The organism is Bradyrhizobium sp. SZCCHNR1002 (genome assembly GCF_032381435.1).
Classification (GTDB): domain Bacteria; phylum Pseudomonadota; class Alphaproteobacteria; order Rhizobiales; family Xanthobacteraceae; genus Bradyrhizobium; species Bradyrhizobium aeschynomenes.
Genome location: NZ_JAUHIS010000003.1, coordinates 66956 through 80373, shown reverse-complemented (window position 1 = coordinate 80373; position 13418 = coordinate 66956). Strand labels below are relative to the sequence as shown.

At 66.4% G+C, this 13418-nt stretch carries 14 protein-coding genes; 13 read left to right on the top strand and 1 reads right to left on the bottom strand.

All coding sequences use genetic code 11. From position 1 onward, the window contains the following. Positions 1-28: 28 nt before the first annotated feature. A complete protein-coding gene (locus QX108_RS16680) occupies positions 29-253 on the top strand; it encodes a hypothetical protein (RefSeq protein ID WP_315780691.1) in 225 nt (74 codons plus the stop codon). A gap of 430 nt (positions 254-683) precedes the next feature. After that, positions 684-1667, top strand: coding sequence for a transporter (locus tag QX108_RS16675; protein WP_315722738.1), 984 nt, complete (start codon positions 684-686; stop codon positions 1665-1667). A gap of 66 nt (positions 1668-1733) precedes the next feature. Here the strand turns inward: QX108_RS16675 and QX108_RS16670 are convergent, their stop codons facing one another. Beyond that, positions 1734-2642 carry a LysR family transcriptional regulator gene (locus QX108_RS16670; RefSeq protein WP_315722736.1) on the bottom strand — a complete coding sequence of 303 codons (909 nt, stop codon included), beginning with the start codon at positions 2640-2642 and terminating at the stop codon, positions 1734-1736. 147 nt (positions 2643-2789) lie between these two features. On the opposite strand from QX108_RS16670, the gene QX108_RS16665 reads away from it, so the two are divergent. The 11 genes from QX108_RS16665 to QX108_RS16615 all read left to right on the top strand — a co-directional run bounded on the left by QX108_RS16665 (position 2790) and on the right by QX108_RS16615 (position 13272). Next, the gene (locus QX108_RS16665) at positions 2790-3947 is read left to right on the top strand and encodes an alpha/beta hydrolase family protein (protein ID WP_315780688.1); all 1158 of its coding nucleotides are present in this window, start codon (positions 2790-2792) and stop codon (positions 3945-3947) included. Positions 3948-3970: 23 nt separating this feature from the next. Continuing rightward, a complete protein-coding gene (locus QX108_RS16660; protein WP_315722734.1) occupies positions 3971-4924 on the top strand; it encodes a VOC family protein in 954 nt (317 codons plus the stop codon). Continuing rightward, on the top strand, positions 4908-5273 hold the full coding sequence (locus QX108_RS16655) for a Rieske (2Fe-2S) protein (RefSeq protein WP_315780686.1): 366 nt from the start codon (positions 4908-4910) through the stop codon (positions 5271-5273). Before QX108_RS16660 ends, QX108_RS16655 begins: the two co-directional genes overlap by 17 nt. A gap of 40 nt (positions 5274-5313) precedes the next feature. Beyond that, positions 5314-6444 carry an FAD-dependent oxidoreductase gene (locus QX108_RS16650; RefSeq protein ID WP_315780684.1) on the top strand — a complete coding sequence of 377 codons (1131 nt, stop codon included), beginning with the start codon at positions 5314-5316 and terminating at the stop codon, positions 6442-6444. Positions 6445-6493: 49 nt separating this feature from the next. Further along, positions 6494-7651 carry an MFS transporter gene (locus tag QX108_RS16645; protein ID WP_315781351.1) on the top strand — a complete coding sequence of 386 codons (1158 nt, stop codon included), beginning with the start codon at positions 6494-6496 and terminating at the stop codon, positions 7649-7651. Between the two features lie 17 nt (positions 7652-7668). Further along, entirely contained in the window at positions 7669-8244 is a 576-nt protein-coding gene (locus QX108_RS16640) for a cupin domain-containing protein (RefSeq protein WP_315780682.1), read from the top strand. Further along, on the top strand, positions 8244-9245 hold the full coding sequence (locus QX108_RS16635; RefSeq protein ID WP_315780680.1) for a fumarylacetoacetate hydrolase family protein: 1002 nt from the start codon (positions 8244-8246) through the stop codon (positions 9243-9245). Before QX108_RS16640 ends, QX108_RS16635 begins: the two co-directional genes overlap by 1 nt. A gap of 3 nt (positions 9246-9248) precedes the next feature. After that, the gene (locus QX108_RS16630) at positions 9249-10166 is read left to right on the top strand and encodes an NAD-dependent epimerase/dehydratase family protein (RefSeq protein WP_315780678.1); all 918 of its coding nucleotides are present in this window, start codon (positions 9249-9251) and stop codon (positions 10164-10166) included. A gap of 207 nt (positions 10167-10373) precedes the next feature. Continuing rightward, positions 10374-10568 (top strand): hypothetical protein, encoded by a 195-nt coding sequence (locus QX108_RS16625; RefSeq protein ID WP_315780676.1) that lies wholly within the window; start codon positions 10374-10376, stop codon positions 10566-10568. A 406-nt stretch (positions 10569-10974) separates the two neighbouring features. Then, a complete protein-coding gene (locus QX108_RS16620) occupies positions 10975-11748 on the top strand; it encodes an EAL domain-containing protein (protein WP_315722719.1) in 774 nt (257 codons plus the stop codon). A 318-nt stretch (positions 11749-12066) separates the two neighbouring features. Continuing rightward, positions 12067-13272, top strand: coding sequence for an MFS transporter (locus QX108_RS16615; RefSeq protein ID WP_315722717.1), 1206 nt, complete (start codon positions 12067-12069; stop codon positions 13270-13272). Positions 13273-13418 lie beyond the last annotated feature (146 nt).

Sequence of the window (13418 nt, the reverse complement as noted above, 5' to 3'; positions counted from 1 at the left end):
CGCCAAGCACGCGGCGCAATGGAGCGCGATGCTCAAGACGTCTGCCGACCCGGTGATCGATTCGCTCTCGGTTCACGGCATCGACACCGCGCTGGTCATGAAAATCATCGAGCCGTTGAGGGTCGAAGAAGCCGGAAACGGCCTCGCGGCTGCATCGGGTGGCAAGCGTGACAGGCCGCTCGGCAATAAAGATCACGTCGATTCGCGCCTGAACGCCCCGCTCGCTCGCTTGGCGGCACATTCTAGTACGTGACGGGCTCCCGAGAAGACTGCTCGCAGGGCAGATCTCGAGTGTTAGCAGTTCGATGCGCTGGGCCAACGCCGGCCCGCATATGTCGTCTGCGGCGTTGCGACGAAACTCGCCATCGGCGAGCTTGAACGCATGCGCAGCAGGAGGAGCCGACATCCGCAGAGATCGCATTCGTCGGGATCGGTCGAGTTGATGATCCCCTTCACCCGCACGATCCAGCGGGCTCTTTGAGTGGATGAAAAAGCGCGCCGTCAAACGTCCTGACAGACAGATATATCGACCCTGTAAATATCTGAGATCAAAACGATCAATTTTACGAATACTCGGGGATCGCCCATCAATGACGTGATCGGCCGGGCGCGGGCGCGTCGCCATGAAGGTCGGTCGGGGGGCAAGCTCGTTTCGAAGAAAACGCGCCGCCAAGGGGGGATTTATGACAAGAGGACTGAAGCGGTCCGCTTCCGTAGCGTTGATTCTAGCCGGGATGATCCAGGGCGCGTGGGCTGCCGAGAACGGAGCGACAAATTATCCGGCGGGCTCGCCCGGCGTGTTCATCGCGTCGTTTCCGCCGATCCCCGGCCTGTTCGCGATCAGCCAGACCAGCTACACCAGCGCCAACGGCCTGTATGACGGGCGGGGCAACAAGCTGCCGATCAACTTCAAGCTCTCCGCCGTGTCGGAGACGATGCGGTTTCTCGCGAGCTATCCGGGCGACTTCTTCGGAGCTCACGTCTATTCGCAACTCGTGGTGCCCTTCGTTCACCTCGAAAGCACCAATCCCGGCGGATCGTTCCAGGCCAACGGTCTTGCCAACATCACCTTCTCGCCGATCATCCTGAGCTGGGCGCTGTCGCCCGTGCAGACCTTCACGGTCGGTCTCGACATCATGCCGAACACCGGCACCTATTCGGCGCGGCAGCCGCTCAATGTCGGCACGAACTACACGACGATCTCGCCCGTTCTCGCCTATCGTTATGCCGATCCAAAGGGCTTTGAATTCGCCGTGTCGCCGCGTCTGCTGCTCAACAACGCCAATGCCGACTCGGTCAATGCCTTCACGCAGCTGACACAGCAGTACCGCAGTGGCGATGCGCTGGTGGTCGACTTCAACGCGGGCTACAATATCGGCGACTGGAAGCTCGGCGTCGTCGGCGGCTATACGCATCAGTATCAGGACGACAAGATCAACGGCGTCAAGGCCTTCAATTTCGCCGGGGTGCAGGACGGCAACCGGTTGCGCTCGATCAATGCAGGCCCGTCGCTGACTTATAACGCGGGACGCTTCCAGATCAACGTGAACTACCAGCATACATTCTACGTCGAGAACGGCAGCCGCGGCGATACGGTGTGGGCCAACCTGGCGTTCCCTCTCTGGGTGCCCGCACCGCCGCCCGGAGCCGGACAGATCAAGCGCTGACACGCGCAAAAAGGGGCCGGCGCTCGCGCCGGCCCCTCGCCATCAACTTGTGCTGGTCGACGGCGGTCAGGGGACCTCGGCAACGACCTCGCGCATCAGATTGCGTAGCCACAGCAGACCCGCATCGGTCGAGCGATAGCGATGCCATTGTACGCGCTGCCGCAGCACCGGCAGCGCGACAGGCAGCTCGATGATGCGGATGGGGAGGCTGCGCTGGGCGGCGATGGCGAGACGCCGGTGCACGGTCGCAAGCCGGTTCGTTCCGGCGACGAGATGGGGAATGGCGGTGAACGCGTACACCGACACATCCTCCCTGCGGCTGGTGTTACGCTGCTCCAGATAATAGGTTTCGAGCGATTGCGCTGCGATCGCCGGTCGCATCACCACGTGGGACGCCTTCGCGAAGTCCTGCCGTGACAGCTTGCCCTTGCCATACTTTCCCTTGCTCCACGCGATGACGCAGAAATCGTCCTCGAAGATCACCTCGGAGGGGTGCAGCTTGGAGCTGAATTCCTCCGGGATGATCAACAGGTCGACGTCGCCGCGCTCCAGCGCGCGCTCCGGCCGCTGCACCTGCTGCAGGAAGTCGAAGCGGATCCCGGGCGCAAGGGCCTCGCTGCGCGCCAGCAGCCGCGGGATCAGCGTCACCAGCGTGTAGTCCGATACCAGGATCTTGAAGCAGCGATCGGACTGCGCCGGATCGAACTCGGCAGACGAGGCGATGGTCCAGTCGACCCGCACCAGCAGGTCCCTGATCGAGTCCTTCAGCGTCTCCGCGCGCGGCGTCAGCTCCATCTTGCGGCCGATCTTCACCAGCAGCTCGTCATCGAAATACGTTCGCAGCCGCAGCAAGGCGTTGCTCATCGCCGACTGCGTCATGTTCATGCGCGCCGCCGCGCCGCTGACGCTGCGCAGATGCAGCAGATGGTCGAGCGCGACCAGCAGATTGAGGTCGAACTTGTTGTTGAAGCGCATCGGCGGCCTCGCTCGAGGTATTCAGGAGATCAATGCGATTGATCTTGATAATCAATTTTTCGAAATGGTCAAACGGGGCTATGCCAGACCCAGGGAAGAAACGTCGAGGAAGACGCGTGGCGGGGGCCGCGCGTCGCGAGTGCAATCATGTTCAAGTACTTTCCGAGCAACTATGTCTGGAATCTCTCGGTCGATCTCGCGATCGAGATGGGAGCGCGGATCGGTGAGATCGAGGAGATGTGCGCGCCGCTGCAGGAGGCGGCGCGGCAACCCGATGCAAGCGGCACCCAGGCTTTTCGCGAGACCTGGGCGCGGATGGCGGACAAGCTCTGTGACCTCGCTGCCGAGGACGAGGCGAGCGGACGGCGGCTATCGGCGGGCGACAAATATGGCCGCGCAGCGAGCTATCTGATCACCTGCGAACGCCTGCAGGCGCACGAGGCGCCGGGACGGCTGGCGCTGTATCGCAAATGCCTCGACGTGTTCGCCAAGGGAATCGCGCTGGCGCGGGAGAACTGCGAGCGCGTCGAGATTCCCTATGAAGGCACTCACATCGCAGGCCTCCTGGTCCGCGCCGAAGGACGTGACGGGCCGGCGCCGCTGCTGGTGCAGGTCAACGGCCTGGATTCGACCAAGGAGATGAAATACCGCGTCGGCCTGCCCGCGTGGCTCGCCAGGCGAGGCGTGTCGTCGCTGGTGATCGACCAACCGGGATCGGGCGAGGCGCTGCGCCTGCAGGGTCTCACGGCACGATATGACAGTGAGCACTGGGCCTCCCGTGTGGTCGACTGGCTGGAGACCCGCAGCGACGTCGATCCGAAGCGTATCGGTCTCGAAGGCGTCTCGCTCGGTGGCTACTACTGCCCGCGCGCCGTGGCCTTCGAGCCGCGCTTCGCCTGCGGCGTCGCCTGGGGCGCCAATCACGACTGGCGCGACGTGCAGAAGAAGCGGCTGCAGAAGGAGGGCGATTTCCCGGTCCCGCATTATTGGGCGCATGTGCGCTGGGTGTGGGGCGCGCGCGACCAGGACGACTTCATGCGCATCGCCGAGCGGGTTCATCTCGACGGCATCCTCGATCGCATCAAGGTGCCGTTCCTGGTGACCCATGGCGAGAAGGACTCGCAGATCCCGCTGCATTGGGCGGAGCGCACCTATGAACAACTGGTCAATTCACCGAAGCGCGAGCTGAAGATCTTCACCGCGCGTGAAGGCGGTGCCCAGCATGCGAGCTTCGACAACAGCATCAATGCCGGCCACTACATCGCGGACTGGGTCGCAGAGACGTTGAACGGACACGTCGCCTGAAGCAGCAGGTGGAGAGGAGAGCCATGAAAATTGTCGGTCTGGAGAGCCTGATATTCGGTGTCGACGACGTCAGAGGCGCCGCGCGCTTCCTCGTCGATTACGGGTTGACGCCCGTCGACGTCTCCGATCGCAGCGGCCGCTTCGAGGCGATCGACGGCACCGCCGTGGTGATCGCGCGACAGGACGATCCGGCGCTGCCGCCGGGGCCCGTACCCGGCTGCCGTCTGCGCAAGACGGTGATGGGCGTCGCCGACGAGGCGACGCTGGGGGCGATCGCCGCCGAGCTGCGGCGCGACCGCGAGGTACGGCGGCTACCCGACGGCTCGATCGAATCGATCGATGATTCCGGATTCGTGATCGGCTTTCAGCTGACGGCACGCCGGCCTTTCGTGCTGCCGGGCGAGATCTCGAATGCGCCGGGCGGCGTGGTGTTCAGGCCGATCAACAGTCTCGGCGTGCCGCCGCCGGGCAGCGTCATCCGTCCGCGATCACTGTCGCATGTGGTCTATTTCGTGCCCGACGTGGCGAAGGCCGAGGCGTTCTACGTCAATCGCCTCGGCTTCCGCTGCACCGACCGCTTCACCGGGACGGGGCCGTTCCTGCAGCCGGGCGGCTCGCTCGACCATCACACCCATTTCCTGATCGGCGCGCCGCCGCACATGCACGGCGTGGAGCACTTCACGTTCCATTTCGGTGGTCCTTCCGAAATGATCACCAACGGCTATCGCTTCGTCGAGAAGGGCTATCAGGCGTTCTGGGGACCCGGCCGTCACATCCTGGGCTCGAATTGGTTCTGGTACTTCAACAGCCCGTTCGGCTGCCACATCGAGATGGATGCCGACATGGACCAGCACGATGCAAGCTGGCAGCCGCGCGAAGCGACGGCCTCCGCCGATAATTCGCAGACCTTCCTGATGAAGATGCGTAGGAAATGGTACCCCGGCCCTGGAATCCCCGAGAATGGCGACTACGCGTGAGGCCCGGTCGCCGCGATGGCTCCGGCTGTGCCGCGCCGACGAGATCGGCGAGGCGCAGTCGCGCGGCTTCGATCCCGACGATGAGGGGCAGGACAGCCTGTTCGTCGTGCGATGGCAGGGACGGCTGCATGGCTGGCGCAACGCCTGTCCGCATATCGGCGGCGCGCCGATGGCCTGGCGCAGGGATGCGTATCTCAACGCCGAGCGCACGCGTATCGTCTGTCACGCGCACGGCGCCGAGTTCATGCCCGACACCGGGCTGTGCGTACAGGGGCCGTGCCGCGGCGAGCGGCTGATCGATATCGAGCTCGTCGTCGACGCCGACGGCGAGCTGTTCGCGAATAAATAACACGCCGGCAAGGGCGGTTCGAAACAAGGAGGAGGGCACCATGGCTGTGGTGAGCAGGGTGCTGACGATCGGCGGCGGGTTTTCCGGCATGGCGGCGTCGATCCAGATGCGCAAGGCGGGCATCGCGGTCGATCTCGTCGAGGTCGATCCGAACTGGCGGCCGGAGGGCGCCGGCATCACGGTGAGCGGGCCGACCTTGCGCGCGCTCGAAACGATCGGCGTGTTCGCGGCGTTCACGGAGCGCGGCTATACCGCTGACGGTGTCGATCTGTTCACCCCATCGGGGCATCGGATCGGCGAGATCCCGACACCGAAGGCTGCAGGATCGGATGTGCCCGGTGGCGGCGGCATCATGCGGCCCGAACTCGGCCGCATCCTCGCCGAGGCGACGCGCGCCTCGGGCGTCGGCGTGCGTGTCGGCTGCACCTACACGCAGATCACGCAGCAGGACGGCGATGTCGAGGTCGCCTTCACCGATGGCACGACCGGCCGCTATGATCTCGTGGTGGTCGCCGATGGCGTGTACTCGAAGACGCGAGCGTTGCTGTTTCCCGAGGTCAAGCCGCCGCAATATATCGGCCAAGTGGTCTGGCGCGCCGTGCTGCCGCGGCCAGCCGACATCGTGCGCCCGCGGATGTGGCTGGGCGGTGCGGTCAAGGCCGGCGTCAACCCGGTGTCGCCGAGCCACATGTACATGTTCGTGACCGAGGCACGGCCGGAGAAGCTGCAGGCCGCGCGCGCGTCATGGCCGCAACTGGTCGCGGACATGCTGGCACCATTCAGCGATCCCGTCCTCGTGGCGCTGCGGCCGCATCTGCACGCCCCGAACGCCGCGATCGACTATCGGCCGCTCGCCAACTTGCTGGTACCGGCGCCCTGGAACCGCGGCCGCGTCATCCTGATCGGCGACACCGTGGCCGCGACGACGCCGCATCTCGCTTCCGGGGCGGGCATCGGCATCGAGAGCGGCATCGTGCTGGCCGAGGAGCTGGAACGGGCGGCGACCCTGCAGGAGGCGTTCGACCGCTTTCATGCGCGCCGCTGGGAGCGCTGCCGCATGGTGATCGAGAACTCCGCCCAGCTCTGCCGCATCGAGATGGAGAACGGCGACAAGGCCGAGCACGCCAGGATCATGCGCGAGTCGATCGTCGGGCTGACGCAGCCGATCTGAGCCGACGACGTCAACGAACAACATCATCAACGGGGAGGAAGCAATGACGGTGACGACGGAGACGTGGCGCGGACGCATCGCGCTGATGGTCGCGCATTGCGCCGGGATGGTCGATCTCGTCGCGCTGCCGGTCTGGGTGGGCGCGCTGATCGAGCGCTACAAATTCAGCCCGCAGCAGGCGGGGCTGCTGGCCACGTTGTTCCTGCTGGGCGCAGTGCTCAGCAGCCTGTTCTTTGCACCGCGCTTCAACCGGATGAACGCCCGGCTGGCGGCGGCTGTGGGCTACGCCGCGGCCGCGCTGGTGTTCCTGGCCGCGAGCCGGACGTCGGAATTCTCGCTGCTCGCGATGCTGCACGCGCTGGGCGGCGCCACGGCGGCCTGCGGGCTGAGCTTTACTCACGGCACCATTGCCCGGAGCGCCAACCCGCATCGGCTGTTCGCGATCGTCGGAATGGCGCTCGGGGTGTTTGCCATCCTCTTTCTCGGCCTGACGCCCAATCTCGTGGCAGGATTCGGCGGCCATGCCCTGTTCGTCGTGTTCGCCGGCGTGATGGCAGTCGCGGCGCTGGTGGCGGCGCTGTCGTTTCCGAGCGGCGTGGTACGCAGTGACGAGGACCTCATTGCCGAGGTCAGCCATCTGCCGCGCGCCGTCTGGTTCGGCATCGCCGGCATCAGCTGCATGGCGCTGACCCAGGCGATGCTGTTCAGCTTCATCGAGCGCATCGGCGCTGACCGCGGCTTCGGCGCGGAGGCGGTCACGGGCGTGCTGATCGCGCTCGGCTTCGTCAACCTGCTGCCGGCGCCGCTCGCCGCCTTTCTGGAGCAGCGGCTGCCGGCGCGCCACGTGCTGCTGGCGGGCCCGATCTGCCAGGCGCTGATCGCCGTGACGATCACCTTCGGCTCCGGCTTCGTCGCCTATGCCGCTCCGACTGCGGTCTTTGCCGCGGTGATGATCTTCACCCACACCTTTGCGTTCGGTCTGCTGTCGCGCCTCGACCCCACCGCGCGGGCGCTTGCCGGCACGCCGGCGATGCTGATGATCGGCGCCGCGATCGGCCCCATTCTCGGCGGCACCTTGGTGCAGCTGTTCGGCTATCCCGCGCTCGGGCTCGGTGCCGTCATCATCTCCTCTATCGCCGTCCTGTTGTTCTCGCGCGTGTTCGTCGCGCGCAGGGCGGCGCCGGCCGCTTCGCTCGAAATCGCCTGATCCAGGAGACCTCCCGTATGACCCTTCCGCAGATCCGCCGCGTCGTCACCGGACATGATCAGCAGGGCGCCGCCATCATCTCGTCCGACGGGCCCTTGCCGACCGTCTCCGAGCTGGCGGCCATCCCCGGCACCTTCTTTCATGAGATCTGGAGCACTCAGGCGACGCCGGCGCTCATCGACAATGGTCCAGATCCGACGATCGGACCGCTGCGGCTGCCGCCACCGCCGAATGGCAGCCGTATCCGGTTCGTCGACATCCCGCCGGACACCGAGGATTTTCTCCGCAACGGCGCGACGCGAATGAAGGCCGCGTTCAGCGAGATCGGCGACCCGCACGCCTCGACGGTGACGACGGAATCGCCGCATCCGCTGATGCACCGCACCGAGACGATCGACTACGGCATCGTGATCTCCGGCGAGGTCACGCTGGTGCTCGACAAGGGCACCGCGGATCTCAAGGCCGGCGATGTCGTGATCCAGCGCGGCACCAATCACGCCTGGGCCAATCGCAGCGACAGACCGTGCCGGATGTTGTTCATCCTGATCGACGGCAAGTTCGGTCCCGAAGCCAATCCGACCAGGGACAGCTGATGAAGCTCGCAACCTATCAGAACGGCAGCCCCGATGGCGGCCTCGTCATCGTCTCCCGGGATCAGGCGCGTGCGGTCGACGCGAGCACCGTCGCGCCTGATCTTCTGACGGCACTGCGGAACTGGCCGCAGGCCGAGCCGGCGCTGCGACGGCTCGCCGAGAGCCTCGACGACGGATCCGCCGCCGGCGCCGTCGCGTTCGATCCGGCGCGATGCCTCGCACCGCTGCCGCGCGCGCCGCAATGGTTGGACGGCTCGGCCTTCCTCAATCACGGACGGCTGATGGACGTTGCCTTCAACAAGCCGCCGATCCCCGATTTCGACACCATCCCGGTGATGTACCAGGGTGCCAGCGATGACTTCCTCGGGCCGCACGCCGACGTCCCGTTCGTGACGGAGGCGGATGGCATCGACTTCGAGGGCGAGTTCGGCGTGATCGTCGACGACGTGCCGATGACCGTCTCCGCCGAGAACGCCGCACGGCATATCCGGCTGCTGGTGCAGATCAACGACTGGAGCCTGCGCGCGGTCGGCGCGCGCGAGGTTCGCACCGGCTTCGGCTTCCTGCAGGCAAAGCCGTCGACGAGCTTCGCGCCGATCGCGGTGACGCCCGACGAGCTTGGAGACGCCTGGCGCGACGGCCGTTTCGATATGGCCCTGCACATCCAGCGCAATGGCGAACGGATCGGCGCAGCCTCGGGCCGAGAGATGGCATTCTCGTTTCCGCAACTGATCGCCCATGCCGCGCGGACGCGCCGGTTGACGGCCGGCACGATCATCGGCTCGGGCACGGTCTCGAATGCCGATCGCGCCGCCGGATCGAGCTGCCTGGCCGAGGTCAGGGCGATCGAGATGATCGCACACGGCGCGCCACGGACGCCGTTCCTGCGCTTCGGTGACGAGGTGGCGATGCAGGCCAGCTTCGCCGACGGCCGGCCGGGTCCGTTTGGACGCATCGTCCAGCGCGTGGTTCGCGCGCCTCACCCCGGCCGCCCGGATTGAACGATGCGTATTCTGGTGACGGGTGCCGCAGGCTTTATCGGCAGCGCCCTGCTGTGTCGGTTGCTGAGTGATGTGGACAGTGGCGACGTCACCGGGCTCGATCTCGGCGATGCGCCGCCCGCGGTGTCCGGTCGTCGCCTGTCCTGGATCAGAGGCGGCCTCGACGACCGGGCGGTGCTCGAGCAGCTCGGCGCCGCGGCGTTCGACCTCGTGTTTCATCTCGCCAGCGTTCCCGGCGGCCGCGCCGAGGCCGAGCCTGCGCTCGGCCGGCGCGTCAATCTCGATGCATCGCTCGATCTGTTCCAGTTGCTGGCGCAGAGCCGAAATCGGCCGCGCGTGGTCTACGCCAGCAGCGTCGCCGTCTACGGTGCGCTCTCCGAGGCGCCAGTCGGTGCGCAGACGGAGGCGCGGCCCGCGATCACCTATGGCGCGCACAAGCGGATGGTGGAGATCGCACTTGCCGATCACACGCGGCGCGGAGACCTGTCGGGAATCGCGCTGCGGCTGCCCGGGATCGTTGCGCGACCGCGACCCGTGAGCGGCTTCGGCTCCGCCTTCATGAGCGAGCTGCTGCACGCGCTCGCGTCGGGCGAGCGCTATGTCTGTCCGGTCTCGCCGGCCGCAACCGCGTGGTGGCTGTCGGCGCAGGCCGCCGTCGACAATCTGATGCTGGCCGGTCGGATCGATTGCTGCGGGACGTTGCAGCTTCCGGCGCTTCGTCTTTCGATCGCCGAAGTCGTCGCCGGCTTGGCGCGGCTCTACGGTGCAGAGCGGTCCGGGCTCGTGACATTCGAGCCCGACGAAGGTATCGAGGCCATGTTCGGTCGTTATCCGATGTTGGACGTCAGAGCCGAATTGGCGCTGGGTTTCTCCCACGATGGATCAGTGGTGGAGCTGATCAGGAATGCGCTTCGAGCCTGAATCGGGTGGGGAGAACAGCCGCAATCGTCCTGGAATCCGCGCCGAGCATCCGCATCATCATGCGCCGACATGCGGATCCGTTGCGCCCGCAGTGCAGACCGGCCGGTCGGTCGGTTCCGAGCCGGGGCGTGGCGGCCACGTCTGACAATTGCGGAGCAACCCGGCGATCGTGCCCTTGTCCGTGGGCCTTGTCTCACCGGCAACGACATGAAGTCCGAGACGATGCGGACTGTCGGCGCTTTAAGGGCAAAGCCGTCCGTTGCCGCGGCGAACATAGAGGGGCGCGCCTTCTTCGGTCGCTTCGGCAAGATGTTCGAGTATCGGCACTACGTGCTGCTCGAGATCGCGCGATTGCTGATGGGTCGATCCGAGACGTGGCGTTTCGGGGCCGAGCTCCCATGAGCCGTCCGGCAGCCTGACGAGCAGGCCGGCCCTCTCCAGCAAAAAGCTCAGGCGGATGATCCGTCCTCTTCACCCGCCCGGTAGCCGACTGCCGCCGGAAGCGCTGGGGCCCGATCGCTCGGTCACCCCTGCAATGTCACGCGACCGAAGGGCTGCCCGCGACGGTCGTTCGGCGCAATTGTCCGGAGCGGTTTGCTCCAATCCGCCAAAAGGGCAGGGGTGACGCCCTGGGAGCACAAGCGTCTGGAAAGACTAACCATCTATAATTGGACGTGAATCTGGCTTGGCTCTGCGGGCGCTCTCTCCGCCGGCCAGTCCATACCTTCCGATGTCGGTATGGCCACAATGCTTCCGCCTTTGTTAAGGCCGCACCCGTACTCTCCCGGAGACAACCGGGGAGGGAATCATGGCCGGAGCTTGCGCAGGCTGCGCGGACGGGATCGAGCCGCCCTTTGCCTTCAAGATGGCGTTTCAGCCGATCGTCGATGTCGGGGCGCACCGGGTCTGGGGCTACGAGGCGCTGGTGCGCGGGCCCAATGGCGAGGGCGCGCACAGCGTGCTGTCGCAACTCACCGAGGCGCAGCTCTATCGCTTCGATCAGTCGGCGCGGGTGCTGGCGATCGAGACCGCCGGGCGGCTGTTCACCGACCCTTGCGCCCGGCTGTCGATCAACTTCATGCCCAACGCGGTCTACGAGCCGCGCGCCTGCATCCAGAAGTCGCTGGCCGCGGCGAAGCGGGCCAGCTTCCCGGCGCAGAACCTGATGTTCGAGTTCACCGAGAACGAGCGCATGGCGAGCCCCGATCATGTCGAGCGCATCGTCAAGAGCTACAAGGAGCTCGGCTTCTGGACCGCACTGGACGATTTCGGCGCCGGCTATGCCGGTCTCAATCTCTTGGCGCGGTTGCAGCCGAACCTGATCAAGATCGACATGGAGCTGCTGCGCGACATCCATCGCCACCCCGCCAAGCAGGTGATCGTGTCGGGCGTCGCCGCGATCGCGCGGCAGCTTGACATTGCGGTGCTCGCCGAGGGCGTGGAGAACGAGGCGGAGTTCGCGGTGCTGCGCTCCGCCGGCATCAACCTGTTCCAAGGCTATTACTTCGCCAGGCCCGCGCTGATGGCGCTGCCGGAGGTGAGCTGGCTGGCGGAGCCTGCGCGCGACGTGGCGGTGGGCTGACGCGTGCCCATCACATCCAGAAATCCATACGGCTGTAGGTCTCGGATCCGAAATTCTGGTGATGCGAGGGCCGCGGGCGGTCGCCATGCTCCGGCAGTGCAGCCGCGGACCGAGCCGCTCGTGCCTGGCGCGCGGTCATTCCGCAGCAGCTGTCGTTGAGGGCGGCGAAGGCTTCGGCGTTCCGCAGCACCTCCTTCACGTCGGGGCGGCATTCCGAAACAGCGGGGCTGCCTGGACCGGAATGCTTTACAAGCATCGTTGTGCCGCGCGGATGCGTCCTGGTGCCGCCCTCCCTGGAAGTCCCTCGCTCCTCCGAAGATGCCCCCCGTCATCGCCGACCCCTCCATTCTGCGCGTCCTGATCGTGCTCGCCGTCACCCAGCTGATCGCCTGGGGCACGCTCAGCCTGCCGGCGGTGATCGGGCGGGCGATGGCGGCGGATCTGGAGATGGACCTGACGGCGATCTTCGCCAGCACCACCGTGCTGTACATGTCGATGGGGCTGTGCTCGCCGCTGCTGGCGCGGCCGTTCGTCAAGCAGGGCGGCCGCCGCGTCATGATCGCCGGCACCCTGCTGGCGGCGCCTGGTTATGCGCTGCTGTCGGCCGCGCAAGGGCCGCTGTCTTATTACGCGGCGTGGCTGCTGCTCGGCATCGCCGGCAGCGCGACGCTGTCGACCGCCTCCTACATCGTTCTCAACGAGGTCGCGGGCCTGCGCGCGCGCAGCGCCATCGGGGCGCTGATGCTGGTGACGGGGCTGTCGAGCAGCATCTTCTGGCCGGTGACCTCGGCGCTGTCGGGGCTGATCGGCTGGCGCAGCACGTGTCTCGTCTATGCCGGCCTGCTGCTGCTGGTGTCGCTGCCGCTGTTCGTGTTCCTGCTGCCGCGGCGCGTCCATGATCATCTGCCGCCCGCATCTGACGTGACGGCTTCGCCGCCGGCGGCAAAGCCCGCGCGCAGCACGTTCTATCTGCTGGTCGGCGCCTCCGGCCTCAACGCCTTCGTCGCCTTCGGCATGGGCGCCGTGCTGATCGAGCTGCTCAAATCCGAGGGCCTGTCGGCGGCGGAGGCGATCGGCTTCGGCTCGCTGCTGGGCGTGATCCAGATCAGCGCCCGCGCGATCGACTTCATGGGCGGCGGCCGCTGGGACGGCATCACCACCGCCATCGTCGCCGGGCTGGCGCTGCCGGTGGCCATGCTGCTGCTGATGCTGAGCCACGGCTCGCACGCCGCGATCGCCATGTTCATGCTGATCTATGGTCTCGGCACCGGCGCACTCGCCGTGGCGCGCGCGACCATGCCGCTGGTGTTCTACGACAAGGCGGCATTCGCCCGCGCCTCGGCGCAGATCGGTCTGCCGATGAACGTGCTGTCGGCCGTCTCGGCCCCGATCCTGGTCGAGCTCCTGACCCGCTACGGCAGCAACGCGCCGCTCGCGCTGAGCCTGGTGTGCTCCTGTGCTGCCGTGGCCATGCTGTTGCTGCTGCGGCAGCGCCGGCCGTCCGGCGCGACGGCGTCCTCATAGCAGCCGCCCGTCGGGCTCCGCGGGAGCAGGACCTACGCGCCGCGCGGCGTCGGGAGGCCGCAACAGGCTGTATCGGCCATGCGCCAAGCAACGAAGTTCATTCGCGAGTTCAAGCCCATCGGCGCGGTCACGCCCCGCTGCATAAA

Bases quoted from the DNA above. Each gene is read 5' to 3' on its own strand.
- QX108_RS16680 (WP_315780691.1), top strand. From the start codon at position 29: ATGCTCAAGACGTCTGCCGACCCGGTGATCGATTCGCTCTCGGTTCAC.
- QX108_RS16675 (WP_315722738.1), top strand. From the start codon at position 684: ATGACAAGAGGACTGAAGCGGTCCGCTTCCGTAGCGTTGATTCTAGCC.
- QX108_RS16670 (WP_315722736.1), bottom strand. From the start codon at position 2,642: ATGCGCTTCAACAACAAGTTCGACCTCAATCTGCTGGTCGCGCTCGAC.
- QX108_RS16665 (WP_315780688.1), top strand. From the start codon at position 2,790: ATGTTCAAGTACTTTCCGAGCAACTATGTCTGGAATCTCTCGGTCGAT.
- QX108_RS16660 (WP_315722734.1), top strand. From the start codon at position 3,971: ATGAAAATTGTCGGTCTGGAGAGCCTGATATTCGGTGTCGACGACGTC.
- QX108_RS16655 (WP_315780686.1), top strand. From the start codon at position 4,908: ATGGCGACTACGCGTGAGGCCCGGTCGCCGCGATGGCTCCGGCTGTGC.
- QX108_RS16650 (WP_315780684.1), top strand. From the start codon at position 5,314: ATGGCTGTGGTGAGCAGGGTGCTGACGATCGGCGGCGGGTTTTCCGGC.
- QX108_RS16640 (WP_315780682.1), top strand. From the start codon at position 7,669: ATGACCCTTCCGCAGATCCGCCGCGTCGTCACCGGACATGATCAGCAG.
- QX108_RS16635 (WP_315780680.1), top strand. From the start codon at position 8,244: ATGAAGCTCGCAACCTATCAGAACGGCAGCCCCGATGGCGGCCTCGTC.
- QX108_RS16630 (WP_315780678.1), top strand. From the start codon at position 9,249: ATGCGTATTCTGGTGACGGGTGCCGCAGGCTTTATCGGCAGCGCCCTG.
- QX108_RS16625 (WP_315780676.1), top strand. From the start codon at position 10,374: ATGAAGTCCGAGACGATGCGGACTGTCGGCGCTTTAAGGGCAAAGCCG.
- QX108_RS16620 (WP_315722719.1), top strand. From the start codon at position 10,975: ATGGCCGGAGCTTGCGCAGGCTGCGCGGACGGGATCGAGCCGCCCTTT.
- QX108_RS16615 (WP_315722717.1), top strand. From the start codon at position 12,067: ATGCCCCCCGTCATCGCCGACCCCTCCATTCTGCGCGTCCTGATCGTG.